The sequence below is a fragment of the Caballeronia sp. ATUFL_F2_KS9A genome, from assembly GCF_023630765.1.
In the GTDB taxonomy this organism is placed as follows: domain Bacteria; phylum Pseudomonadota; class Gammaproteobacteria; order Burkholderiales; family Burkholderiaceae; genus Caballeronia; species Caballeronia zhejiangensis.
On record NZ_JALQEK010000036.1, the window covers coordinates 82,507 to 105,990 of the forward strand.

General features: G+C 64.0%; 23 protein-coding genes. 14 read left to right on the forward strand and 9 right to left on the reverse strand.

All coding sequences use genetic code 11. The features are described from left to right. Positions 1 to 157 precede the first annotated feature (157 nt). From NCS67_RS24650 to NCS67_RS24685, 8 genes are all read left to right on the forward strand, one after another. Positions 158 to 793, forward strand: coding sequence for a M12 family metallopeptidase (locus NCS67_RS24650; protein ID WP_250437002.1), 636 nt, complete (start codon positions 158 to 160; stop codon positions 791 to 793). A gap of 129 nt (positions 794 to 922) precedes the next feature. After that, positions 923 to 2,233, forward strand: coding sequence for an MFS transporter (locus NCS67_RS24655; protein WP_008347300.1), 1,311 nt, complete (start codon positions 923 to 925; stop codon positions 2,231 to 2,233). A gap of 2 nt (positions 2,234 to 2,235) precedes the next feature. After that, positions 2,236 to 3,315 carry a proline racemase family protein gene (locus NCS67_RS24660; RefSeq protein ID WP_250437003.1) on the forward strand — a complete coding sequence of 360 codons (1,080 nt, stop codon included), beginning with the start codon at positions 2,236 to 2,238 and terminating at the stop codon, positions 3,313 to 3,315. A 4-nt stretch (positions 3,316 to 3,319) separates the two neighbouring features. Then, positions 3,320 to 4,546 (forward strand): NAD(P)/FAD-dependent oxidoreductase, encoded by a 1,227-nt coding sequence (locus NCS67_RS24665; protein ID WP_250437004.1) that lies wholly within the window; start codon positions 3,320 to 3,322, stop codon positions 4,544 to 4,546. 15 nt (positions 4,547 to 4,561) lie between these two features. Beyond that, positions 4,562 to 5,464 carry a dihydrodipicolinate synthase family protein gene (locus NCS67_RS24670; protein WP_008347307.1) on the forward strand — a complete coding sequence of 301 codons (903 nt, stop codon included), beginning with the start codon at positions 4,562 to 4,564 and terminating at the stop codon, positions 5,462 to 5,464. Next, on the forward strand, positions 5,461 to 6,459 hold the full coding sequence (locus tag NCS67_RS24675) for a 4-hydroxyproline epimerase (RefSeq protein ID WP_008347309.1): 999 nt from the start codon (positions 5,461 to 5,463) through the stop codon (positions 6,457 to 6,459). Before NCS67_RS24670 ends, NCS67_RS24675 begins: the two co-directional genes overlap by 4 nt. A 12-nt stretch (positions 6,460 to 6,471) precedes the next feature. Then, complete coding sequence (locus NCS67_RS24680) at positions 6,472 to 7,707, forward strand: metal-dependent hydrolase family protein (protein WP_250437005.1); 1,236 nt, start codon at positions 6,472 to 6,474, stop codon at positions 7,705 to 7,707. A 46-nt stretch (positions 7,708 to 7,753) separates the two neighbouring features. Further along, positions 7,754 to 8,455, forward strand: coding sequence for a GntR family transcriptional regulator (locus NCS67_RS24685; protein ID WP_250437006.1), 702 nt, complete (start codon positions 7,754 to 7,756; stop codon positions 8,453 to 8,455). Here NCS67_RS24685 and NCS67_RS24690 read toward each other — a convergent pair. Beyond that, the gene (locus tag NCS67_RS24690; RefSeq protein ID WP_250437007.1) at positions 8,436 to 8,876 is read right to left on the reverse strand and encodes an aconitase X swivel domain-containing protein; all 441 of its coding nucleotides are present in this window, start codon (positions 8,874 to 8,876) and stop codon (positions 8,436 to 8,438) included. The genes NCS67_RS24685 and NCS67_RS24690 overlap by 20 nt on opposite strands. Further along, positions 8,863 to 10,116, reverse strand: coding sequence for an aconitase X (locus tag NCS67_RS24695; RefSeq protein ID WP_008347313.1), 1,254 nt, complete (start codon positions 10,114 to 10,116; stop codon positions 8,863 to 8,865). The genes NCS67_RS24690 and NCS67_RS24695 overlap by 14 nt, the downstream gene beginning before the upstream one ends. Before the next feature lie 124 nt (positions 10,117 to 10,240). On the opposite strand from NCS67_RS24695, the gene NCS67_RS24700 reads away from it, so the two are divergent. Beyond that, on the forward strand, positions 10,241 to 11,401 hold the full coding sequence (locus NCS67_RS24700) for a CaiB/BaiF CoA transferase family protein (protein WP_175982038.1): 1,161 nt from the start codon (positions 10,241 to 10,243) through the stop codon (positions 11,399 to 11,401). Positions 11,402 to 11,446: 45 nt separating this feature from the next. Here NCS67_RS24700 and NCS67_RS24705 read toward each other — a convergent pair whose 3' ends face one another. The 7 genes from NCS67_RS24705 to NCS67_RS24735 all read right to left on the reverse strand — a co-directional run bounded on the left by NCS67_RS24705 (position 11,447) and on the right by NCS67_RS24735 (position 18,743). Continuing rightward, positions 11,447 to 12,430 (reverse strand): glycosyltransferase family 2 protein, encoded by a 984-nt coding sequence (locus NCS67_RS24705; RefSeq protein WP_250437008.1) that lies wholly within the window; start codon positions 12,428 to 12,430, stop codon positions 11,447 to 11,449. A 334-nt stretch (positions 12,431 to 12,764) separates the two neighbouring features. Then, positions 12,765 to 13,586 carry an SDR family NAD(P)-dependent oxidoreductase gene (locus tag NCS67_RS24710; protein ID WP_250437010.1) on the reverse strand — a complete coding sequence of 274 codons (822 nt, stop codon included), beginning with the start codon at positions 13,584 to 13,586 and terminating at the stop codon, positions 12,765 to 12,767. 22 nt (positions 13,587 to 13,608) lie between these two features. Then, positions 13,609 to 14,025, reverse strand: a complete 417-nt coding sequence (locus NCS67_RS24715; protein WP_008347317.1) for a MaoC family dehydratase — start codon at positions 14,023 to 14,025, stop codon at positions 13,609 to 13,611. Positions 14,026 to 14,039: 14 nt separating this feature from the next. Further along, entirely contained in the window at positions 14,040 to 14,477 is a 438-nt protein-coding gene (locus NCS67_RS24720; RefSeq protein ID WP_250437012.1) for a MaoC family dehydratase N-terminal domain-containing protein, read from the reverse strand. Continuing rightward, entirely contained in the window at positions 14,477 to 15,664 is a 1,188-nt protein-coding gene (locus NCS67_RS24725) for a lipid-transfer protein (RefSeq protein WP_008347320.1), read from the reverse strand. The genes NCS67_RS24720 and NCS67_RS24725 overlap by 1 nt, the downstream gene beginning before the upstream one ends. Before the next feature lie 35 nt (positions 15,665 to 15,699). Beyond that, entirely contained in the window at positions 15,700 to 16,839 is a 1,140-nt protein-coding gene (locus tag NCS67_RS24730) for an acyl-CoA dehydrogenase family protein (protein WP_008347322.1), read from the reverse strand. Between the two features lie 20 nt (positions 16,840 to 16,859). After that, the gene (locus tag NCS67_RS24735) at positions 16,860 to 18,743 is read right to left on the reverse strand and encodes a feruloyl-CoA synthase (protein ID WP_250437014.1); all 1,884 of its coding nucleotides are present in this window, start codon (positions 18,741 to 18,743) and stop codon (positions 16,860 to 16,862) included. 227 nt (positions 18,744 to 18,970) lie between these two features. Between NCS67_RS24735 and NCS67_RS24740 the strand changes: the two genes are divergently transcribed. From NCS67_RS24740 to NCS67_RS24760, 5 genes are read left to right on the forward strand one after another with little or no spacing between them, the layout of a single operon-like run. Beyond that, positions 18,971 to 19,723 carry an SDR family NAD(P)-dependent oxidoreductase gene (locus NCS67_RS24740; RefSeq protein ID WP_033535894.1) on the forward strand — a complete coding sequence of 251 codons (753 nt, stop codon included), beginning with the start codon at positions 18,971 to 18,973 and terminating at the stop codon, positions 19,721 to 19,723. Positions 19,724 to 19,765: 42 nt separating this feature from the next. Beyond that, positions 19,766 to 20,914: an acyl-CoA dehydrogenase family protein gene (locus tag NCS67_RS24745; protein ID WP_250437016.1), complete on the forward strand. Its 1,149-nt coding sequence runs from the start codon at positions 19,766 to 19,768 to the stop codon at positions 20,912 to 20,914. Positions 20,915 to 20,921: 7 nt separating this feature from the next. Continuing rightward, positions 20,922 to 21,425, forward strand: coding sequence for a MaoC family dehydratase (locus NCS67_RS24750; protein WP_008347330.1), 504 nt, complete (start codon positions 20,922 to 20,924; stop codon positions 21,423 to 21,425). Between the two features lie 9 nt (positions 21,426 to 21,434). Further along, a complete protein-coding gene (locus NCS67_RS24755; protein WP_008347332.1) occupies positions 21,435 to 22,223 on the forward strand; it encodes a citryl-CoA lyase in 789 nt (262 codons plus the stop codon). 59 nt (positions 22,224 to 22,282) lie between these two features. Next, positions 22,283 to 23,476, forward strand: coding sequence for an acyl-CoA dehydrogenase family protein (locus NCS67_RS24760; protein WP_250437017.1), 1,194 nt, complete (start codon positions 22,283 to 22,285; stop codon positions 23,474 to 23,476). Positions 23,477 to 23,484 lie beyond the last annotated feature (8 nt).

Here is a 23,484-nt window from a genome sequence, read left to right on the forward strand (position 1 = left end):
TATACTTCTCGTTTGCAGCGAAACTATCGCAGCGGAGAAGAAGATGAGACGAATCGGCGCGTGCTTATCCGCATTATTGTTAGCAATGCTGCTTGGCGCATGCGGCGGAGGCGACGGCGCATCCGATGCCGTGAATTCATCCGCGAAAGATGCCCCGATGAATGGGACGAACAAGGGTTTCGCATTATCGACGGTCATCTGGAAGCAGTTTCCGATCAACGTGTGCTGGGATCTGAGCAACGCCGACTTCGCGATGTACGCCAATCAACGCAGTTGGAGTCAGCTCGCGGTTCAGCAAAGCTGGGAGGCGCATTCGGGCGTCGTATTCGCCGGATGGCAGCAATGCACCAACGCGCCGAACTATTACGGCATTCGGATATCGGTCGAGGATAGCGCCAAGGCGGGACCGCATACGCAAGGTCTCGGGACGCAGATCAACAATGTCGCCGGCGGCATGGTCTTCAACTTCACGTTCAGAAACTGGAGTACGAGTTGCATCGGACGCGAGGAGTATTGTGTTCGCGCCATCGCCGCGCACGAGTTAGGTCATGCGCTGGGATTCGCGCATGAGCAGAATCGGCCGGACACGCCATCGACGACATGCAAGGAACCCGCGCAAGGCACTTACGGCGACACGATGATCGGCGCGTGGGATCTGGCGTCGATCATGAATTACTGCAATCCGCAATGGAACGGTAACGGACAGTTGAGCGCGACGGATATCGCGATGGCGCAGATGTTTTATGGGGCGCCGGCCGTCGCGCAGACCGTCGCGGCGCAGACGGCGCGCTGAAAGCCGACGGGTCGCCAGAAAATCCGGCGGTTTGCGGGCTTTGATTTTGGATCCAAAATCCTTGATTCAATTTTGACATGGGCGCACAATCACCCCCACGCCGCACCCAACGCTGCCGACGGAGCCCCCATGACCGACCGAGCCAATGCCGTTGCGAACCCCTATGCCGCGAGCGACAGCCCGCGGGTCTCATCGAAAACCAGCCGTGCAGTCACCGCCGCCGTCGTCGGCAATATCCTCGAATGGTTCGATTTCGGCACGTACGCGTTCCTCGCGACCGTCATCGCCAAAGTGATGTTCCCCACCGGCGACGACTTCGCCGCCATGCTCGGTACATTCGGCGCATTCGGCCTGGGCTTCGCGGCGCGTCCGCTCGGCGCGATCATCTTCGGCTGGCTCGGCGACAAGAAAGGCCGCAAGTGGACGCTCACCTTCGTCATGCCGCTCATGGCCGCCGCGACGCTCTTCATGGCGCTGCTGCCGTCGTATGCGGCCATCGGCATATGGGCGCCGATCCTGCTCGTCGCGGCGCGCATGCTGCAAGGCATTTCCGTCGGCGGCGAGCTGGGCAACGCGGTCGCGTTTCTCGTCGAATGGGCGCCGCCGAACAAGCGCGGCTTCTACGGCAGCTTCCAGCAATGCAGCACCCTCGGCGGCATGCTGCTCGGCTCGGGCGCGGCCGCGCTCATGACGACGCTGCTCTCGCCTCAAGCGATGCTCGATTGGGGCTGGCGCGTGCCGTTCATCATCGGTGCGATCGTGATCGGGCCGATCGGCTGGATCATCAGAAAGCGCAGCGAGGAGACGCCCGCGTATCAAAGCGCAAGCGACGAAGCGCCGAAGACTAAAGGCCGCGCGCCCGCGCTGCTCGGTCTGCAGGCGTGCGGGCTCGTGATCGTGTGGACGGTCTCGCTCTACGTGCTGCTCAACTATCTGCCGTCGTTCACGACGAAATACGTCGGCATGCATCCGTCGACGGCGCTGTGGCTCAACACGGCGGGCCTCATCGCGATGACCGCGTCGATTCCGTTCTGGGGCGCGGCGTCGGATCGCTTCGGCCGCAAGCCGATCTATGCGATCGGCTGCATCGCGTTTCTCGTGCTGCCGTATCCGATCTTTCACTTGATGCTCACGTACAAGTCGGCGGCGATCGTCGGCGCGGTGCAGGTGCTGGGCGGCGTCGTCATCGGCATATTTTCGGGTGTGGGGCCGGCCGTGCTCTCCGAACTTTTCCCGACGAAAATCCGCACGACGTGGATGTCGATCGGCTACGGCATCGCCAACGCGGTGTTCGGCGGTTTCGCGCCGATGATCTCCATCGCGCTCATCAAGGCAACCGGCTCGCCGCTTTCGCCCGCGTATTTCGTCATGCTCGCGGCGTTGCTCTCGACGATCACGGTCGCCACCATCAAGGAGACGGCGCACGCGCCGCTGCAATAAACATGCGCTGGAATCGCACGCTTACCGTAGTGAACTGCCACGCCGAAGGCGAAGTCGGCAATGTCGTGACCGGCGGCGTCTTCGACGTGCCCGGCGCCACGATGTTCGACAAGATGATGCACCTCGAAGAAGTGCGCGACGACTTGCGGCGCATCTGCATCTTCGAGCCGCGCGGCTCGGCGAATCAGACCGTCAACTTCATCTTGCCCGCGACCGATCCGCGCGCGCAGATGGGCTACGTGATCGCGGAATCGACCGAATATCCGGCGATGTCCGGCTCGAACACGATGTGCGTCGCGACCGTGCTGCTCGAAACCGGCATCTTGGCGATGATCGAGCCCGTCACCGAACTCGTGCTCGAAGCGCCCGCGGGCCTCATCCATCTGCGCTGCTCGTGCGCGAACGGCAAGGTCACGAAGGTCGAGTTCACGAACCAGCCCGCGTTCGCGAATCATCTCGACAAGACGATCGAGGTCGAAGGCATCGGCAGTTTGACCGTCGATGTCGGCTATGGCGGCATGACGTATGTGATCGTCGATGCGGAGAAACTCGGCTTTCGCATCACGCCCGATGAAGCGCGCGAACTGTGCGAGCTGGGGCAAGTCATCAAGGCCGCGGCGGCGGCGCAGTTGCCTTCGCCGCATCCGCTCAATCCGCTCATCAAGGGCATCACGATGACCGAGTTCGTCGGCCCGATTTCGCGCGAGAACGGCGTGCTGAAATCGCGCAACACGGTGATCGTGTCGCCGGGACGCTGCGATCGTTCGCCGTGCGGCACGGGCACGTCCGCGCGGCTCGCGGTCATGCACGCGAAAGGGCTGATCGATGTCGGCGAGACGTTTCTGCACGAGTCGATCATCGGATCGGTGTTCGAAAGCCGCATCGCGTCCACGACGCGTCTGGGCGATGTTCCCGCCGTCGTGCCCGTCGTCGCGGGACAGGCGTGGATCACGGCGATCTCGCAGGTCGGCGTCGATCCGACCGATCGCTTTCAGACCGGCTTCACGCTCGCCGACACATGGTGCGAAGCCGTCGACGACAAGCTCATCAAATCGCGCGTGAGTTCGCAACGTGGCGAGTGAAGACATGACGGACGTCATCGTGATCGGCGCGGGCATCGTAGGACTCGCATGCGCGTGGGCCGCGCTGCGCGAGGGCGCGCGCGTGACGCTCGTCGATCGCGATTTCAAAGGCGATCGCGCATCGCACGGCAATGCGGGCGGCATCGCGGTGACGGAGAGCACGCCGATCGCCGTGCACGGCATGTTCACGAAGGCCGCGAAATGGCTGATGGACCCGCTCGGGCCGCTCGCGCTCGACTGGAAGCATGTGCCGAAGGCGCTGCCGTGGTTCATGGCGTTTGGCCGCGCGAGCGAGCCGGCGCGCTTTCGAGCGATCTCGCATGCGCTTTCGCTGCTCAACAACCGCGTCTACGACGACATCCTGCCGATGTTCGACGATATCGGCGCAAGCGCGATGCTGTATCGGCGGGGCGCGCTCACGGTCTATGAAACCGATGCAGCCTTCGCCGCCGATCAGCCGGAATGGTCCTTCAAGCGCGAACTCGGCGCGCGCTGGCACGCGTTGAGCGCGCAGCAAGTGCGCGAATGCGAGCCGTCGCTGGCGCCGGTCTTCAGGCATGGCGTGTTCCTCGACGACTGGTCGCATATCGGCGATCCGCGCCGCATCGTCACGCTATTGCGCGAGCGCGTGCGTGCGCTCGGCGCGCGCTTCGTGACGGGCATCGCGCGCGCCATCGACGCGCCGGAATCCGTCGTGCTCGACGACGGCACGCGCGTCAACGGACGACGCATCGTGATCGCGGCGGGTGCATGGTCGGCGGCGCTCGCGAGGTCGATCGGCGATAGCGTGTTGCTCGAAAGCGAACGCGGCTACAACGCGACGCTGCCAAAGCACGGCGTCGCACTGACGCGCGAAGTGATCTTCGCGGAGCGCAAGTTCGTGGCGACGCCGCTCGATATTGGCTTGCGCATCGGCGGCGCGGCGGAGTTCGCGGGCATCGACGCGCCGCCGAACTATCGTCGCAGCGACGCGTTGCTCGAACTGGGCAAGCGCTTCATCCAAGGCATCGACGATACGGATGCCGTGAAATGGATGGGCCATCGCCCCGCGACGCCCGACTCGCTGCCGGTGATCGGCGCATCGCCGCGCATGCCGTCGGTCGTCCATGCATTCGGGCACGGTCATCTCGGCCTCACGCAATCGGCGACGACCGCCGCGCTCGTCGCCGATGTACTCGCGGGACGCACGCCGCGCGTGCCGCTCACGCCTTACTCGATCGCACGTTTCTAGATTGGAGGAGCAAACATGCAAGTGAACTGGAAAGGCGTATTCCCCGCCGTGACGACGAAGCTCAAGCAGGACGGCTCGCTCGATCGTGACGCTATCGTGAACGGCCTGAACCGTCTGATCGACAACGGTGTCGGCGGCGTCGTGATGATGGGCATGGTCGGCGAGAACGCGCAGCTCACGCCCGAGGAAAAGCGCACGGTGCTGAAGATCGCGGTCGAAACCGTGAACGGGCGCGTGCCTGTGATCTCGGGACTGGCGGAACTGAACACGGCCAACGCGATGCAGTTCGCGAAAGACGCGGAAGCCATCGGCGTGCAAGGGCTGATGGTGTTTCCGGGCCTCACGTATCGATCGGACGATCGCGAGACCGTCGAATACTATCGGTCGATTGCGCGCTCGACGAAGCTCGGGCTCATGATCTACAACAATCCGCGCGGCTATGGCGTCGACATGCGGCCGGACTTGCTCGCGCAACTCGCGGATGAACCCAACGTCGTCGCGATCAAGGAAGAGACCTACGACACGACGCGCGTCACCGATCTCTACGCGCGCTTCGGCGACCGCTTCGTCGTGTTCTGCGGCGTCGACGATCTGATCGTGGAATCCGTCGCGCTCGGCGTGAAGGGCTGGGTTTCCGGCATGGCCAACGCGATGCCGAAGGAATCCGTCGATCTGCTGAATTACGCGGTCAACGGCGAATACGACAAGGCGCGCGCGCTCTATCGCGCGTTGATCGACTTGTTCCATCTCGACACGCACGTCAAGCTCGTGCAGTACATCAAGCTCGCGGAGAACATCACGGCGGGTTATCCGGAGTACGTGAAAGCGCCGCGCCTCTTGCTCGAAGGCGCGGAACGGCAGCGGACCATCGAAATCGTCGAGAAGGCGATCGCCAACGTGCGGGCGCTCGCGCAATGAAATCGACGTTCTTCTGCATCGACGGACACACATGCGGCAATCCGGTGCGCGTCGTCGCGGGCGGCGCGCCGCCGCTCGAAGGCGCGAACATGATCGAACGGCGCGCGCACTTCCTGCGCGAGTTCGACTGGATACGCACCGCGCTCATGTTTGAGCCGCGCGGCCACGAAGTGATGTCCGGCAGCATTCTCTATCCGCCGACGCGCGCCGACTGCGATCTCGCGATTCTCTTCATCGAAGTGAGCGGATGCCTGCCGATGTGCGGGCACGGCACCATCGGCACGGTGACGACGGCCATCGAAAACGGACTCGTGCGGCCGCGCGAGCCGGGCGTGCTGCGGCTCGACACGCCCGCCGGTCTCGTGATCGCGCGTTACAGGATGAACGGCGAGCATGTCGATTCGGTGCAGCTCGTCAACGTGCCTTCGTTTCTGCATTCGCAAGACTTGTCCGTCGACGTCGAGGGCCTGGGCGAGATTCGTTTCGATGTCGCGTATGGCGGCAACTTCTACGCGATCGTCGAGCCGCAGCGCGACTACGAAGGGCTGCACGCGCTGAAGCCATCGGACATTCAGCGTCTGAGTCCGATCCTGCGTCAGAAGGCGAACGAAAAGTACGCGTTCGTGCATCCGGAAAACGATGCGATACGCGGCCTCAGTCACGTCATGTGGACGGGCGAGCCGACGGTGGAAGGCGCGAGCGCGCGCAACGCGGTGTTCTACGGCGACAAAGCCATCGACCGCTCGCCGTGCGGCACGGGCACGTCGGCGCGCATGGCGCAGCGTGTCGCGAAAGGGCAGTTGAAGATCGGCGAGCGCTTCGTGCATGAAAGCATCATCGGCACCTTGTTCGAAGGCGTGCCGATGGAAGCGGCGCGCGTCGGCGAATACGATGCGATCGTGCCGGCCATCGAAGGATGGGCGCGCGTGACGGGCCACAACACGATTTTCGTCGATGACCGCGATCCGCTCGCGCACGGATTCCTGCTTAAATAACGGAGAAAACGCATGCTGATTCTGAAGAACGCCCGCGTGCTCGACGCCGACCACGAACGCGACGACGGCCGCTATTCCATCGTCATCGACGGCGATGCGATCCGCGAAGTCACGCGCGAACCGGTCGAGGCGAGCGGCGCGCAAGTGATCGATGTCGGCGGCAAGACGGTGATGCCCGGCATGATCGATTGCCATGTGCATGTCATTGCATCGGTCGCGCATCTCGGCAACAACAGCCGTCTGCCGAACACGTTCGCCGTGCTGCGCGCCGTGCCGATCCTCGCGGGCATGCTCGATCGCGGCTTCACGACCGTGCGCGATGCGGGCGGCGCGGACTATGCGCTGTCGCGCGCGATCGAAGACGGCGTGATCGCGGGGCCGCGCTTGTTCGTCGCGGGCAAGGCGCTTTCGCAGACGGGCGGCCACGGCGATTTTCGCGAGCGCTTCGACAACGCCGATCCGGACCCGTGCGGCTGCAATCGCAACATGGGCGCGATCGGGCGCGTGGTCGACGGCGTCGACGAAATGCGCAAGGCCGTGCGCGAGGAGATGCGCGCGGGTGCGAATCACATCAAGATCATGGCGTCGGGCGGCGTGGCTTCGCCGACCGATCCCATCGGCAATCTGCAATTCTCCGTCGACGAAGTGATGGCCGCCGTCGAAGAAGCGGAATCGCATCAGACGTATGTGATGGCGCATGCGTACACCGCGAAGGCGATTGCGCGTGTCGTGAAGCTCGGCGTGCGCACGATCGAGCACGGCAATCTGATCGATGAAGATGCCGCGCGCGTGATGGCCGAACACGGCGCCTACGCGGTGCCGACGCTCGTCACCTATGACGCGATGTCAAAGGTCGGCGCGCAAATGGGCCTCGCGCAAGACACGCTCGACAAGAATGAATCGGTGCGCAAGCGCGGTCTCGAAGCGCTCGCGATGCTGCACGAACGCGGCGTGAAGATCGGCCTCGGGAGCGATCTGCTCGGCGACATGCATCAGTATCAAAGCGATGAGTTGTCGATACGCGCGAATATCGTCGGCGCCTTCGAGGCGATTCGTCAGGCGACGGCCATCGGCGCGGAGATCGTCAACATGAAGGGCAAGCTCGGCGTCGTCGCGGCGGGCGCGTACGCGGATTTGCTCGTCGTCGATGGCGATCCGCTGAAGGATATTCGCGTGCTGACAGGGCAGGGCGAGCGCATCGCGGGCGTGATGAAAAACGGTGCGTGGGTACGCGAGAAGTTGCGGTGAACACGCGTGTTACGATGCCGCACCTTCACGCCTAAGCCGATAAAACATGTCTCCGGTCGCCGCCAAATCCCTTCGAAAAGAGAGCGACTCCACGCACAGGATCGTGCGCACGACGACGGTCGAACTCGTCACGACCGCGATCCGGCAACGCATTCTGTCGGGCGATCTCGCGCCGGGCGAAGTGCTGCGCCAGGAGGCGCTCGCCGATGAACTCGGCGTGAGCCGCGTGCCGATCCGCGAAGCGATCACGCGGCTTACCGGAGAAGGGTTGCTGACGAAGGTGCCGCACAAGGGCGCGTATGTCGCGGAGCTGTCGATCGAAGAAGTGCAGGAGACGTTCGAAATCCGCATTCGGCTGGAGCCGTGGCTCTTTTCGCAGGCGATCCCGCATATTACCGATGCCGAGATCGCGAAAGCCGAGAGGCTCGTCGCCGAAATGGATACCGCCGATTCGGGCGTCTGGGGCCAGTTGAACTGGCGTCTGCACGAGACGCTTTATCTGCCGGCGCGGCGCGACATCACATTGCAGATGCTGCGCGTGCTGCACGATCGCAGCGACCGCTATTTCCGCTTTCAGGTGGTGCAGGTGCCGATCCGCGAGCAGTCGCACGAAGAGCACATGAACCTGATAAACGCATGCAAGAAGCGCGATGCGAAGCTCGGCGCGAAGCTGCTGGAACAGCACGTCAAGACGGCGGCGCAGCAGATCGTCTCGGTCGTGGAGACGATCATGTCGCGTCAGGGTTGAGGACGAGCCGCACGCTCGCCGCATCGCGCGCATCGATTTCGATGTGAGCATCGCCGGCGGCGGCGATGTGCGCGAACGCGGTTTCATCGACTATCACGACGGGCACGTTCGACGCATAGAGTTCGTTCGCGACGATCGCGCCGATCGACAGAATCAGATCGCGCTCCGCGAGCACGATGCCCGCGGGCCCGGTGCCGTTGCGCAACGCTTCGGCGAGCACGCTGCTGCTCGAACTCGATCCGCGCGCACGCGGCATCACGAGAATGCGCGACGCGAGACTTTGGCCGTGACCGGGATGCGTCGCATCGACGATCAGGCCGCGCTCAGCGTCGTAACCGCCCCAGAAGCTGAGCGGCGGCAACGCGATTCCCGACGCGCGCGCGTGGCCCGGAACGAGCGTGACGGCCTCAAACGTGTTCATCGATGCACACCTTTCCTTCGAACGCCGATCGCACGCATTCGCTCATGCTCCCGAACGCGACCGTCACGCCGATATTCGCCGGCGCGTAATGCGCCCATTTGCCCGAGTTGGTCATCACGAGGCCGCTCACCTGCTTCATCACCGGCGTGATGTACGTGCAGGTATCGACGACGATCTGCACGCCGCGTGCCGCGAGCTTCTGCGCAATGCCTTCTTCCTCGAGTTGCCACAGCACGAAGCGGCTCGTGTTCACGTAGATATCGCAGCGCGGCGCGCCGTCGTGACGCCCCATGAGCGCGGCAAGCGTGCGAAATTCATCGACGGAAAAGTGCGGCGTGCCGAGGCTCACCGCGGCGAGCGCATCGCCGGGTTTCGCGTGCGACCAACGCGCGCGCACGTCGTGAAGATCGGCTGCGCTGACGGCAATCGTGCGTTCGGGCGCGCGGCCCTGAAGCGCGGCATCGAGCGTGGCGGCTTCCGGCGTGATGCCGACCGCATGGAACAGCGCCACCGATCCGCTCGATGCCGCCGCCGCGCCTAGCGCTTTGAGTTCGTCTTCGGTGGTGTCGCCGGGCAGGCCGGTGATCGCGGCGACCGTCGCGCCGGCAATGCCGCCGAGCAGAAAGCCGAGCGCGGCGAAATCGGCATCGCGATGCGGCGACGCGCGCAGATCGGGCGCGGCGATCACGATGCGCGCCGCGCGATTCGCCGTCACATGCAGGCCCGCATCCGGCACGCGCGCGGTGATGGCGGCGGCGAGATCGAGGAAATCGCCGTAACGGCTCGTGCGCGCGCCGAGCACGGAGTTCGCGAAAACGATCGCATTCGATTCGGCCCACGCGATCTGATCGCCCAGCTTCGGACGATGCTTCAATTGATACGGCGCGCAGGTGAAGCTGGCTTCGCATCCGAGCTCGAGATGCGCCTGCATGAGCCGCTTGCCCGCGCTCGCGATACCGGCGTCGCCGCGAAAGAGTTCCGGGTGAATGAGATCGAGCGAGCCGACATTGAGCGTGGTCGGCACGGCGACCTTCGCGCCGCTCGCGACGAAGCGCTCGACGAAATCGAGACTCGCCGCGCCGTGATACAGACAGCCGTCGATATGCGCGCCCGAGATATCGATGAGCGCATCGGCATCCATGACGCGCGCCGTCGCCGCGACGATACGCATCGCGAGCGCGAGGCCATCGCCGAAATCGCCGTTGAGCATGGCGGTGTCGCGTGGGGAAAGTGTGAGCATCGGATTCGCTGACGCAGCGCGGAGGGATGTCAGCGCAGTCTACCCGAAGCGGGTGGCGCGGCGCGTTCGCGCGTCTGGCCTACTGGCAAGATTGCAAAACTTCTAAATGCGGAGGCGGGCAGTCATGGGCGTATTGAGCGGGATAAAGGTTCTGGAATTCGAGGCGATCGGTCCTGCGCCGTTCGGCTGCATGTTGCTCGCCGATATGGGCGCGGACGTGCTGCGTATCGATCGGGCCGTCGCGCCCGGCGATCTCGGTCCGAAGGTCAGCGGCAAGCACAAGAATCTGACAGGGCGCGGCCGGCGCTCGGTCACGCTCGATCTGAAAAAGCGCGAATCGGCCGATGCCGCGCTCGAACTGATGTCGAAGGCGGATGTCGTCATCGAAGGATTCCGTCCGGGCACGATGGAGCGTCTCGGCCTCGGCCCGGACGCCGCGCTCGCGCGCAATTCGAAGCTCGTCTACGGACGCATGACCGGTTGGGGACAGACGGGGCCGCTCGCGCAAAGCGCCGGGCACGATCTGAACTACGTCGCGTTGTCGGGCGTGCTGTCGGGAATCGGCCGCGCGGGCGAAGCGCCGGTGCCGCCGCTCAACCTCGTCGGCGATTATGGCGGCGGCGGCATGCTGCTCGCGCTCGGCGTCGTGGCGGCGCTTCTCAACGTGCAGCGCGGCGGCGCGGGTCAGGTCGTCGATGCCGCGATGATCGAAGGCGCCGCGCAACTCGGCACGACCGTCTGGGGCTTGATCGCATCGGGCAACTGGCGCGAGACGCGCGAAAGCAATCTGCTCGATGGCGGCACGCCGTGGTACGACAGCTATCGCACCCGCGACGGGCATTACATGTCGGTCGGTGCAGTGGAGGCGCGCTTCTATGCGGAACTGCTGCAGAAGCTCGGGCTCGCCGATGCGGGTTTGCCAGCGCAGCACGATCGCGCCGGATGGCCCGTGCTGAAGGCGCGGTTCACGGCGGCATTTGCCGAGCGCACGCGCGACGAATGGTGCCGCGTGTTCGATGGCAGCGATGCGTGCGTCGCGCCCGTGCTCGGCTTCTCGGAAGCGCCGGCGCACGCGCATCATCGGGCGCGCGGAAGCTTCGTCGAGTTCGATGGCGTCGTACAGCCCGCGCCCGCGCCGCGCTTTTCCGCGACGCCATCCGCGATCTCGCGCCCCGCGCCGCAACGCGGCGAAGGCGGGCGCGATGCACTTCGGGATTGGGGGTTGAACGACGCGGAACTGACGCGTTTGCGCGCGAGCGGATTGGGATTCAACGCGGAAGATTGATCGGCGGGACGAGCGGCCGCGTGGAGCGCGGCCGCTGTGGCAGGATTACCTTTGTCCGAATCGCCGGACGAAGCAATAGAAAATCCACGGATGAATCTTCAGCATCGCCATGACGATCGACAGCTTCGGCCGACTGTCCGAATACATGCCGAGCAAATGCGCCATGCGCAACTTTTCCGACACGCTGCGTAGAATCGGCTTCGCGGAACCGTAAGTCGGCGCCTTCATCGCCGCCTGAAACGCAATTGTGCGATACGCATAGATGTACTTCAACCGGAACAGCAGACGCCGGTAATTCGGTATAGGCATCGACGCCGTGAGTCTCTCCACGCGATCGACAATCGCAAAGAGATCCACGATCCTCGGATTGAAGCGCGTCGAAATTCCCGCTTCCCGATACATATACGCGTACAAGGTATCGGGCATCAGCCGCACGATTTTCGACTTCCCGAGCGTCTGGACCGAGACGACGATATCCTCGTAAATCAGTCCGGTCGGATGTTCCACGGCGAGAAAAATCGAACGGCGCACGAGTTTGTTGCAGCAATACGCCTGCAAGGACAAATCGAGGATTTTCTCGACCGCCTGCACGCCGCTGATAACGGCGTCGCCCGTCTCGATGCGGTAATTGACCTTGCCATCCGGCGTCAGATTCTCGGCGGCGAAGACCACGACGTCCGCATTGTGCTTGTCGGCTTCCTGGATGACACGGCGAATGGTGTCGTGATGAATGTGATCGTCACTGTCGACGCACAAAACGTATTCGCCACGCGCCGCCATTGCGGCGATTTTGCGGGTTTCGGCCAGTCCTTTGTTCTTGAGATTCTTGATGAGTTTCCACGATATTCTGTTTTGCTTTTCCAGAATGCGTGAAGTCATTTCGCCGGATCGATCAGGACTGCTGTCGTCGACGGCAATAATCTCAAAGTCGGTGGAGGTTTGTGACAATAGCGAGTCGAGGCATTCTTCAATGTACGGCTCGACTTTGTACACGGGCAGCAGGACACTGATTTTTGGCGGTGCTTGCATGTATTGTCAGTCCCAGCTTCGAGACCTTTTTCAGTAGAACGGCTTAGGGATTCTACTTGGTGCATCGCATGCACGCATCAGGGTCATTGACTATTGCCAAACCGGTGCATGGTTCAATTCAGCAGATTTTCCCTGTTATATCTTGTTTCAACAAGAACTTAATACTTCAGTTCTCCTGCTATTCACGAATTAATGACCGGGCTGACGCGAAGGCGGTCAATTATGGACTTCGAAAACTTATCGCGTTCCCATGGCGATAAAAAGCAAAAAGGCACGTTCGGCTCTATCCGAACGTGCCAAAGAGAAGCAGCCACTCCAGGGAAAATCGATCGCTCTACTGCAAGTTGTCCGCAACCGCCACCGTCTGGCCGGTAATGTAATTCGACTCGGGCGAGCAGAACAGATAAACGCCGCCCGCGGCTTCTTCCGGCGTGCCGCCACGACCGAGCGGATTGCGCTGTGCGTGCGTCTTCAGCATGTCGGCGTTGAGGCCGACACGGATGTCGCGCCCGTCGATCTTCACGGTCTGCGCCTGCTCCGTGCTCACGGTCATGCGCGTATGGATGAGCCCGAAAGCCACGGCGTTGACGTTCACGTTGAAGCGGCCCCATTCGCGCGCCAGCGCGCGCGTCATCCCGATCACGCCCGCTTTCGCCGACGAGTAGTTCATCTGACCGGCGTTACCGTTCAGCGCGGACGTCGACGAAATGTTCACGATCTTGCGGTAATTGTCGCGTCCGGCTTCCTTGTCGGCGGCGTGCAGCGCCTTGATGTGCGGATACGCGGCGCGCAGGATGCGAAACGGCGCGGTCAGATGGCAATCGAGCACCGCGTACCATTGCTCGTCGGTCATCTTCTGCACGACGTCGTCCCAGGTGAAACCGGCGTTATTCACGATGATGTCGATGCCCTTGAACGAATTCATCGCCGTGCCGATGAACCGGTCCGCAAAATCCGGCGCGGATACGTTACCGACACACGCCACCGCTTCCGTGCCTTGCTTGCGCAGCAGTTCCACGGTTTCCTGCGCGGGTTCGGCATCGAGATCGTTGATGACGAGGCGCGCGCCTTCGCTCGCGAGCTTCATCGCGATCGCCTGACCGATGCCGCGTCCCGAGCCGGTTACCAATGCCACTTTGCCTTCGAGCTTTCCCATGATGTCTTCCTGATGATTGAAGTCAGAGCGCGATCACCGCGTCGCCGAGCACGCGCGGTTCGCCATATTGATTGACGGTCTGGATCTCGAGCCGCACGCGGCGTTCGCCGTCGGCTTCGAATTTTTCGGTGACCTTGCCCGTGCACGTCACGACATGCCCGAGCTGCGTGATGCCGACAAAGCGCACGCCGAACGCACGAAGCTGCCGTTGCTCCACCCACGACGTCAACAGCCGGCCGAGCCAGGCCATCGACAACATGCCGTGCGCGAACACGTCCGGCACGCGGGCGCGCCGCGCATAGTCGGTGTCGATGTGAATGGCGTTGTGATCGCCCGATGCGCCCGCGAACAGCGCGAGCATCGTGCGGTCGACGGGCGGAAGGGTGAGCGGCGGCAAGCTGTCGCCGATCTGGATCGAATCGAAATTGATGGTGCTCATTCGCATTTCCCCGCTTATCGCTGAACGACGACGCTGCGCAGATCGGCAACGTGCTCGCCGCGCTGGTTCGTGGCACGCGTCTCGCGCACGATGAACCACAGCGCGCCGTTCTTCTTGTCGTAGATATCGGCGATGCGGCTCTCGAAGCGCAGCACGTCGCCCGCATACGCCATGCGGTGATACGTGAACGACTGCTCGCCGTGGAGAATGCGCGACGAGACGATGCCGATCCCCTCGCGCCACGCCGTCGACGGCTGCTCGAATTCGAGCGAGAACAGGAACGTCGGCGGCAGCGGCAGCGCCGGATAACCGGCGTCGTGAGCGGCGGCTTCGTCGAAGTAGACCGGATTGGTTTCGCCGATCGCCTTCGCGAAGAAGCGCAGACGCCACGCGTCCGCCGTCGCGGAATAGACCGGCAACTTCATGCCGATGTGTTGTTTGTCGATCGCCATTACGCAGTCTTCTTGTAGATGGTGACGACGCCCGCGCCGCCCAGCCCGAGGTTGTGCTGCAATGCGATCTTCGCGTCCTTGACCTGACGGTCGCCGGCCGTGCCGCGCAACTGATGCGTCAGCTCGTAGCATTGCGCGAGACCCGTCGCGCCGAGCGGATGTCCCTTGGAAAGCAGGCCGCCCGACGGATTCGTCACCCATTTGCCGCCGTAGGTGTTGTCGCCATCCATGACGAGGCGCTCGCCTTCGCCTTCCTTGCACAGGCCGAGTCCTTCGTAGGTCAGCAGTTCGTTCTGCGCGAAGCAGTCGTGCAGTTCGATCACGTCGATGTCTTCGGGACCGACGCCCGCCTGCTCGTATGCCTGCTGCGCCGCGTTGCGCGTGATGTCGAAGCCGACGACGCGGATCATGTCGCGCGCTTCGTACGTGCTCGGCAGATCGGTGGCGAGCGACTGGCCGGCGATCAGCACGTCGGTGCGCAGGCCGTGCTTGCGCGCGAAGGCCTCGGACACGACGATCGCCGCCGCGCCGCCGCATGTCGGCGGGCAGGCCATCAGGCGCGTGAGCACGCCTTCCCAGAGCATCGGCGCGTTCATCACGTCTTCGGTCGTCACGACGTTGCGGAACACCGCGAGCGGATTGCGTGCCGCGTGCTCGCTCGCCTTCGCGCGAATGCGGGCGAACGTTTCGAGCTTCGTGCCGTACTTGCGCATGTGCGCCTGGCCCGCGCCCGCGAACTGGCGAATCGCCGTGGGCACTTCGGTGTTGTCGACGAGTTCGTTCGTCAGGCTGATCGCACGCTCGAGCGCGGCCGCGCGATCCGGCCATTTCGGCAGCAGCGGTCCCGGCTGCATGAATTCGAAGCCGAAGGCGAGCGCGCAATCGACCGCGCCGCTTTCCACGGCCTGGCGCGCAAGCCAGAGCGCCGACGAACCCGTCGCGCAGTTGTTGTTGACGTTGATGACCGGAATGCCCGTCATGCCGACGCGATAAAGCGCTTTCTGGCCGCACGTCGAATCGCCGTACACATAGCCCGCGTAAGCCTGCTGGATGGCCTTGAAGTCGAGGCCGGCGTCGGCGAGCGCATCGCGGATCGCGATTTCGCCCATCACGTCGTACGTCTCGCTTGCACCCGGCTTCTTGAACGGAATCATTCCCACGCCCGCGACATACACCTTGCGACTCATGTGCTTCTCCTTCAGTGATTGAGGATTCGATGGATTCAGAGCTTGCGCGAGATGAGGTCTCGCATGACTTCACTGGTGCCGCCGAAAATGCGCGAGACACGGGCGTCGACGAATGCGCGCGCCACCGGATACTCCAGCATGTAGCCGTAGCCGCCGTGCAGTTGCACCATCTCGTCGAGCGCCTTGCCGAGCGCTTCGGTCGAATAGAGCTTGGCGATCGCGGATTCCTCGAGCGTCAGCCGGCGGCGCGTGTGCTCGCCGATGTAGTGATCGATCATCAGACGCACCGCGATCGCCTGCGCCTTGACGTCCGCGAGCTTGAACTTGGTGTTCTGAAAGTCCCACACGGTCTGTCCGAACGCGCGACGGTCCTTCACGTAATCGATCGTGTGCTGCAGGCAGGTTTCGAGACGCGCCGCCGCGCTCACCGCGATCGAGAGCCGTTCCTGCGGCAATTCCGCCATCAGATAGGCGAAGCCCTTGCCTTCGTCGCCGAGCCGGTTCGCGACGGGCACGCGCACGTCGTCGAAGAAGAGTTCGGCGGTGTCCTGCGCGTGCAATCCGACCTTGTCGAGCTTGCGGCCGCGGCGAAAGCCTTCGCGCGTCGCTTCGACGACGATCAGGCTCACGCCCTTCGCGCCCGCGGCCGGATCGGTCGTGCAGACGACCACGATCAGATCGCAGTTCAGACCGTTCGTGATGAAGGTCTTGCTGCCGTTGATGACGTACTCGTTGCCTTCGCGCCGCGCGGTGGTTCGCACGGCTTTGAGATCGCTGCCGACGCCGGGCTCGGTCATCGCGATCGCGAGAATCTGCTCGCCCGCGCAAATCGCGGGAAGCCATTTCTGCTTCTGCTCTTCATTGCCGATGCGCGCGATATACGGTGCGACGATGTCCGAGTGCACGCCAAAGCCCGGTCCGCTCACGCCCGTGTGCGCCATCTCTTCGACGAGCACGGCGACGTGCCCGAAGTCGCCGCCGCCGCCGCCGTACTCCGACGGAATCGACGTGCACAGCAGCCCTTGCTTGCCGGCCTTGAGCCATGTTTCACGATCCACGCAACCGGCCTTATCCCATTGCGCCTGGCGCGGAACGCATTCGCGCTCGAAGAATCTGCGCGCAGTAGTCCGAAGCATTTCGTGATCGTCTCTGAAGACGGTTCGATTGATGTGCATTGCAAGCTCCTCTTGTTTTGTTATCGGCGCGCGCGGACGATGTGCTGGCCCGGTTCGGTCCCGTACAGCTCGTCGATCAGATGCGCCCGGCGCGCGCGCGTGGTCGCCTGATTGACGTAACCTTTGTCGGCGATTTCGTTGGCATCGAGCGATGGCGGTTCGGCCATCAGCATGAGCCGTTCGATGACGAGCGTCGCGCCGGCGGGCTTTTGCCGCACGAGCCGTTCGCGCAAAGCTCCGATGACGAGCGGATGCGCGATGAGCGACTTCGCATCCAGCGACGCGAGCTCGGGCGCGAGGCGCTGGCATGCCGCGACGTTCGGCCAGGCGAGCGCCGCGAGATAGTCGCGGTCGTGACCGCAGATCACGGCGTCGGAAACGAGCGGCGCGCAGCAGTCGACGAGCGCGAGCCGCAACGCGCCGACGCGCACCCAGCTGCCGTTCGCGAGCTTGAAGTCTTCGACGGTGCGGCCCGCGAACTCCATGCCCCTCGCCGGATCGGCGGGATCGGCGAGGCGCACGGCATCGCCGAAACGGAAGAAGCCTTCTTCGTCGAAAGCGGCGGCGGTCAAATCCGGCTGGCCGATGTAGCCGCCGAACACGTTCGGGCCGCGCATGCGGATTTCATAGCGTCCGTCGCCGCCCGGAAGCGGCAGCAGCTTGACTTCGGTGCCGAGCGACGGCGTGCCGATATTGCCCGGTGTGTCGGTCGCCCAGCCGCAGTACGTGCCCATTCCCGACGTTTCCGTGGCCGCGAGTCCCGAGCAGAACGTCATGCGCTCGCCGATGGTCTTCTCCGCGACGGCCTGAATGCGGTTCCACACTTCGACCGGCATGCTCGCGCCGCCATATCCGAAGAAGCTGGCTTTGCCGAAGAGATTCTGTGCGAGCAGCGGATCGCGTTCGAGTTCGTTCGACAGCGCGGCCCAGGCGGACGGCACGCTCGTATAGATGGTCGGCGCGACGTCGCGAAGATTGCGCAGCGTGCGCTCGATCATGCCGGGAAGCGGCCGGCCATCGTCGATGTAATGCGTCGCGCCGAACTGGATTGCGCGCCCGAGATGCAGCACGCCGCCCAGGCCGTGATGCCACGGCAGCCAGTCGAGGAACACGGGCTGCGATTCGCGCAGCCACGCGAGATTGTCCGAATAGTAGGCCGCCACCGCGCCGAGATTGCGGTACGTGAGGCGCACGCCCTTCGGTGCGCCGGTCGAGCCGGAGGTGAAGAGCACGCGCGCGGTGTCGTCGTTTTGGATGGCCGCATGCGCTTGCTCGACCGTTTGCAGCCGCGCGTCCGATAGAGGAAGAGCGGTCAACGCGTCCCATGCGATGTGTCCTGCCAGCGCCTGTTTCACTGCGATGACAGGCGCGCCGTTCAGCGGCAGCGCCGCGAGCGCCCGCGCGAACGGACCGGTTTCCTGCACGAACACCGCGCCGGGCGGCACGCGTTCGCAAATCGCCTTGAGTCGCGCGAAGTCCTTGCTGAGCAGCGCATAAGTGGGCGAAATGGGCGCGCTCGGAATGCCCGCGTATTCGGCGGCGAGCAGCACGACAGCCTGTTCGATCGAGTTGCCGGACAGCAGCATCAGCGGACGTTCCGCGCCGAGGCCCATTTCGAGCAGCGCGGCGCCGACCGTGCGGACTTGCCGCCACAGTTCGCTCCAGCTCAACGCGCGCCACGCGCCGTCTTCGCCGCGCTCGCAGAAGGCGGGCGTGTCGCCGCGTTCGGCGGCCCAGAGCGGAATGAAATCGGCGAAGGAACGCTGCGCGATGTCCGGCAACGGACGGTCGCAGCGAAGAATCAGCGTGCCGTCGGCGCGGCGCTCCACGAGCGTGCGGCGTTGCGGAAACCGCACGGGACGATATCGCGGCTTCGTCGCGTCGCTTGCTTCTAACGTACTCATTACGCCTGTCTCCTGAGCATGTTTGGCTTCTTTCCGATCGGGCTTGGGTGCCTGATTCGAGCGCTCTGCACTTTTCAGAAGCATACGGCTTGCGCGCAAGGCGGCGACCACCCGAGGTGGGTGGCGGCTCCTGTGGCGCCGCAGCGTATCTTCATTCCACGATGCGGCACAACGCGAAGTCGCTGAAAACGCGCATCGGTGAAGCCATCGAATCAAAGGGAGACGTCATGGATCTGGGTATCGCCGGGAAGGTCGCGCTCGTCACGGGCAGCGGACGCGGCATTGGAGCGGAAGTCGCGCGCATGCTGGCGGCGGAAGGCGCGCGCATCGTCGTGTCCGATATCGACGCCGCCGCCGCAGACGAAGTTGCAAGCGGTCTGCAAAAGAGCGGCGCGCAGGCGATCGCGGTGCGCTGCGACGTATGCAGCGAGGACGAAGTGCGGCACGTCGCGAACGCGGCGGACGAAGCCTTCGGCGGCGTCGACATCCTCGTGAACAACGCGGGCTTCAACAAGGACCGCTATCTGACGAAGATGACCGAGCCCGAATGGGACTCCGTCGTCGACGTGATCCTGAAAGGCGCGTTTCACAGCAGCCGCGCGGTGTTGCCCGGCATGATGGCGCGCAAGTGGGGGCGCATCGTGAACATCTCTTCGCGCTCCGTGTTCGGCAATCCGGGGCAAACCAACTACAGCGCCGCCAAACTTGGCCTGATCGGTTTCACGCGCGCGCTCGCGCTCGAACAGGCGAAGTTCGGCATCACCGTGAACGCGGTCGCGCCGGGCTTCGTCGAGACCGAACTGATGCGCGCCAATCCCACGTACGAAACGCTGCGCGACTCGGCGATCGCGAAAACGCCCGTCGGCTTTCTCGGCATGCCCGGCGACATCGCGTCGGCGGTTGCGTTCATCGCGTCGGAGCGCGCGCGCTACATCTCCGGCGTCACGCTGTACGTCACGGGCGGGCGCTTCTCGTCCTGAACGCGCATTCATTTACCCATCATTCGAAGACGCAGGTGGCACATGGATTTTGATTTCGACGCGGATCAGGTCGCGCTGCGCGACAGCATCCGCCGTTATATGCGCAATGAAGTCGTGGCGCGCATCGACGAATGCGAGAAGGCGCGGCGCATTCCGCTCGACCTGCTCGCGGGCGTGAGCCAGTTCGGCTATATCGGCGGCCTGCTGCCGGAAGAAGACGGCGGCATGGGCCTCGATTTCGTCACCTGGGCGATGATGCTCGAGGAATGCGGTTATTTCTGGGGCTCCCTGCGCACCATCGTCAATATCACGAACGTGTTCTGCCGCCTCGTTTCGCATCAGGGCAACGACGAGCAGAAGGCGCGTTTTCTCGCGCCCGTGCTCGCGTCGCAAAAGGGCGCGTGCGTCGCGTTCAGCGAGCCGAATCACGGCTCGAATCCGGCGGGCATCGAAACGCGCGCCGAAGATCGCGGCGATCACTACGTGCTCAACGGCACGAAGCTGTGGATCACGAACGGCGTCGCGGCCGATTACGCCATCGTGCTCGCGCGCACGCACAGCAAGACGTGCGACGGCGGCCACTCGCTCTTTCTGGTCGACAAGTCGCAGACGCCCGTCGAGGCGCGGCTCGTCGACAAGATGGTGCTGAAGGCGTCGGGCACGTCCGAGCTGTTTCTCAACGATCTGCGCATTCCGAAGGAAAACCTGCTCGGCGCGGAAGGCGGCGCCCTCAAGGTGATGGCGATCGGACTGAACTACGGCCGCATGAATATTGCGATGGGCGCGGTCGGCGCGGCGCAGGCGGCGCTCGATCTGTCCGTCGAATACGCGAAGACGCGCAAGCAGTTCGGCAAGCCGATCGGCCAGTTCCAGCTCGTGCAGAAGCATATCGTCGACATGATGGTGCGCACCGAAGCTGCGCGCGCGCTCGGCTACAAGGCGGCCGTCGCGTTGCAGAAGGGTTTGCCCGCGCGCATCGAATGCTCGATCGCGAAGCTCTATGCCGCCGAAGCGGCGCATGAAGTGGCGAAGATCGCGATCGGCGTGCACGGCGGCATCGGCTATTCGACGGAGTATCCGCTGGAGCGCATATTCCGCGACACGAGCGGCGGCACCATTCCCGAAGGCACCGCCGAAGTGCAGACGCTGATCGTCGGGCGCGAAGTGCTCGGCATGTCGGCCATCGTGTGAGGCGCGCATGAACCAGGAAAACATGCTCGCGCCGCGCGACCTCCACACCGCGCGCTACTACTGGGAAGACCTGGAGCCGGGCTTCTCGTTCGAAACGGCGAGCCGCACCGTGACCGAAGCGGACGTCGTGAGCTTCGCCGCGCTTTCCGCCGATTACAACCGCGTGCACGTCGATGCCGAGTACGCCGCGAGCACGCCGTGGGGCGCGCGCATCGCGCACGGCATGCTCGTCGCGTCGATCGTGTCGGGACTGAACACGCGCACGGTGGTCAATCAACTGCTCGAGCCGTCGCTGATCGGCATGCTGGAGACGCGCATCCGCTTTCCGAAGCCGACGCTCATCGGCGACACGATCAAGGCGCGCATCGAAATCAGCGACAGGCGCGAGACGTCGAATCCGGCGCGCGGCATCGTCGATTTCAGGCGTGTGGCGGTCAATCAGCGCGGCGAGACCGTCTGCGAATGCGACGTACGCATGATGGTCCTGCGCCGCGCGCAGAACGATTCATAAGGAGACAGCATGGTCAGCACCGAAATCGGCTACACGACGATCGACAGGATCACCGTGCGCGGCAAGGATCTGTCGAAGGACATTCTGGGCAAACTCGACTTCGTCGAAACGATGATGTTGACGATCCTGAACCGCGTGCCCGACGAGCGCGAAAAGCGCATGGTCAATCTCATTCTCGTGACGGCGTGCGATCACGGCCTGACGCCTTCCGCGATGAGCGCGCGTCTCACGTATCTCGGCGCGCCCGAGGCGATGCAGGCGGCGGTCGCGGCTGGGCTCCTCGGCGCGGGCAGCGTCTTTCTCGGCACGACGCAGAACGCGGCGGAGATGCTCATCAAGGCCGGACGCGAATTGCGCGACGACGCGAGCGAGGACGACATCACCGCGTGCGCGCGCGAGACCGTGCGGCGCGCGAAGGAAGCGAAGCAGCCGATCTACGGCGTCGGGCATCCGATCCACATCCACGGCGATCCGCGCGTCGCGACGCTCGCGCAGGCATCGCGCGACAACGGCTATTTCGGCAAGCACTGGCGGCTCGTGTTCGCGATCGAGCGCGTGCTGCGCGACGAGCACGGCAAGAACCTGCCGCTCAACGCCGTGGGCGCGATCGGTGCGATCGTCGCGGACATGTCGCTCGATCCGCTGCTCGCGCGCGGCTTCATGCTCGTCGGGCGCGCGGCGGGGCTCATCGCGCATCTGTACGAGGAGCGTCAGAACCCGGTCGCGCAGCAAATCTGGGATCTTGTGTTGACGCAAGACGAGCGCAACGAAATTCCGGCGCGCTCACGCACGCGCTGAGCCGCCAGCCGACGCTAACTCAGGCGCTCCGCGAAGGGGCGCCTCCAGAAGGAAGTGCCATGAACCTCAGCTATTCAAGCGCGGATCTCGCGTTCCGCGACCAGGTACGCCGCTTTCTCGCAGAGAACCTGCCCGTGGATCTGCGAGAGAAAGTGCTCAATCATCGTCACCTCGATGCCGACGACTTCGTGCGCTGGCAGCGCATTCTGTATCAGCATGGCTGGGGCGCGCCCGGCTGGCCGGCCGAGTTCGGCGGCACGGGCTGGAGTGCGTTGCAGCGGCTGCTGTTCGATATCGAATGCGGCATCGCGGGTGCGCCGCGTCAGCTTCCATTCGGCCTCAACATGATCGGCCCGGTGCTGATGAAGTTCGCGGGCAAGGCGCAGCAGGCGCGCTTCCTGCCGCGCATTCCGACCGCCGAAGACTGGTGGTGTCAAGGCTATTCCGAACCGGGCGCGGGTTCGGATCTCGCCTCGCTGAAAACACGGGCGGTGCGCGACGGAGACCATTACATCGTCAACGGGCAAAAGACCTGGACGACCTACGCGCAGCACGCCGACTGGATGTTCTGTCTCGTGCGAACCGATCCCGAAGCGAAGCCGCAAAGCGGCATCTCGCTGCTGCTGATCGACATGAAAAGCCCCGGCATCACCGTGCGTCCGATCCGCACGCTCGAAGGCCTCACCGATGTCAACGAAGTCTTCATCGACGAAGTAAAGGTGCCCGTCGAAAACCTCGTCGGCGAGGAGAACTGCGGCTGGACCTACGCGAAATACCTGCTCGGCCACGAGCGCACGGGTATCGCGGGCATCGGCAATTGCAGACGCGAGCTGAATTACGTGAAGGCGCTGGCGCAGCGCGAGCGCCGCCACGGCAAGCCGCTCGCGGACGACGTGCGCGTGCGCGAGAAGATCGCGTGCATCGAGGCCGAAGTGCTGGCGCTCGAAATGCTGCTGATGCGCGTCGCGTCGCAGGCGAGTCAGCGCGGCGCGGGCGTGGAATCGTCGATCCTCAAGATTCGCGGGTCCGAACTGCAGCAGTCGTTGTCGGCGCTGCAACTCGATATCGCCGGGCCGAATGCGGTGCCGTTCTCGCCCGACTGGCTCGCCGACGGCTTCGACGGATGGACGCCCGATCCCGGTCATGGCGCGAGCATCGGCAGCTTCTATCTGGAGATGCGCAAGCCGACCATCTACGGCGGCACGAACGAGGTGCAGAAGGAAATCATTGCGAAAGCGGTCATCGAGGGATGAGATCGGAC

Excerpts from the sequence above, each read along its gene's own strand:
- NCS67_RS24650 (WP_250437002.1), top strand. The coding sequence starts at position 158 with ATGAATGGGACGAACAAGGGTTTCGCATTATCGACGGTCATCTGGAAG.
- NCS67_RS24655 (WP_008347300.1), top strand. The coding sequence starts at position 923 with ATGACCGACCGAGCCAATGCCGTTGCGAACCCCTATGCCGCGAGCGAC.
- NCS67_RS24660 (WP_250437003.1), top strand. The coding sequence starts at position 2,236 with ATGCGCTGGAATCGCACGCTTACCGTAGTGAACTGCCACGCCGAAGGC.
- NCS67_RS24665 (WP_250437004.1), top strand. The coding sequence starts at position 3,320 with ATGACGGACGTCATCGTGATCGGCGCGGGCATCGTAGGACTCGCATGC.
- NCS67_RS24670 (WP_008347307.1), top strand. The coding sequence starts at position 4,562 with ATGCAAGTGAACTGGAAAGGCGTATTCCCCGCCGTGACGACGAAGCTC.
- NCS67_RS24675 (WP_008347309.1), top strand. The coding sequence starts at position 5,461 with ATGAAATCGACGTTCTTCTGCATCGACGGACACACATGCGGCAATCCG.
- NCS67_RS24680 (WP_250437005.1), top strand. The coding sequence starts at position 6,472 with ATGCTGATTCTGAAGAACGCCCGCGTGCTCGACGCCGACCACGAACGC.
- NCS67_RS24685 (WP_250437006.1), top strand. The coding sequence starts at position 7,754 with ATGTCTCCGGTCGCCGCCAAATCCCTTCGAAAAGAGAGCGACTCCACG.
- NCS67_RS24690 (WP_250437007.1), bottom strand. The coding sequence starts at position 8,876 with ATGAACACGTTTGAGGCCGTCACGCTCGTTCCGGGCCACGCGCGCGCG.
- NCS67_RS24695 (WP_008347313.1), bottom strand. The coding sequence starts at position 10,116 with ATGCTCACACTTTCCCCACGCGACACCGCCATGCTCAACGGCGATTTC.
- NCS67_RS24700 (WP_175982038.1), top strand. The coding sequence starts at position 10,241 with ATGGGCGTATTGAGCGGGATAAAGGTTCTGGAATTCGAGGCGATCGGT.
- NCS67_RS24705 (WP_250437008.1), bottom strand. The coding sequence starts at position 12,430 with ATGCAAGCACCGCCAAAAATCAGTGTCCTGCTGCCCGTGTACAAAGTC.
- NCS67_RS24710 (WP_250437010.1), bottom strand. The coding sequence starts at position 13,586 with ATGGGAAAGCTCGAAGGCAAAGTGGCATTGGTAACCGGCTCGGGACGC.
- NCS67_RS24715 (WP_008347317.1), bottom strand. The coding sequence starts at position 14,025 with ATGAGCACCATCAATTTCGATTCGATCCAGATCGGCGACAGCTTGCCG.
- NCS67_RS24720 (WP_250437012.1), bottom strand. The coding sequence starts at position 14,477 with ATGGCGATCGACAAACAACACATCGGCATGAAGTTGCCGGTCTATTCC.
- NCS67_RS24725 (WP_008347320.1), bottom strand. The coding sequence starts at position 15,664 with ATGAGTCGCAAGGTGTATGTCGCGGGCGTGGGAATGATTCCGTTCAAG.
- NCS67_RS24730 (WP_008347322.1), bottom strand. The coding sequence starts at position 16,839 with ATGCACATCAATCGAACCGTCTTCAGAGACGATCACGAAATGCTTCGG.
- NCS67_RS24735 (WP_250437014.1), bottom strand. The coding sequence starts at position 18,743 with ATGAGTACGTTAGAAGCAAGCGACGCGACGAAGCCGCGATATCGTCCC.
- NCS67_RS24740 (WP_033535894.1), top strand. The coding sequence starts at position 18,971 with ATGGATCTGGGTATCGCCGGGAAGGTCGCGCTCGTCACGGGCAGCGGA.
- NCS67_RS24745 (WP_250437016.1), top strand. The coding sequence starts at position 19,766 with ATGGATTTTGATTTCGACGCGGATCAGGTCGCGCTGCGCGACAGCATC.
- NCS67_RS24750 (WP_008347330.1), top strand. The coding sequence starts at position 20,922 with ATGAACCAGGAAAACATGCTCGCGCCGCGCGACCTCCACACCGCGCGC.
- NCS67_RS24755 (WP_008347332.1), top strand. The coding sequence starts at position 21,435 with ATGGTCAGCACCGAAATCGGCTACACGACGATCGACAGGATCACCGTG.
- NCS67_RS24760 (WP_250437017.1), top strand. The coding sequence starts at position 22,283 with ATGAACCTCAGCTATTCAAGCGCGGATCTCGCGTTCCGCGACCAGGTA.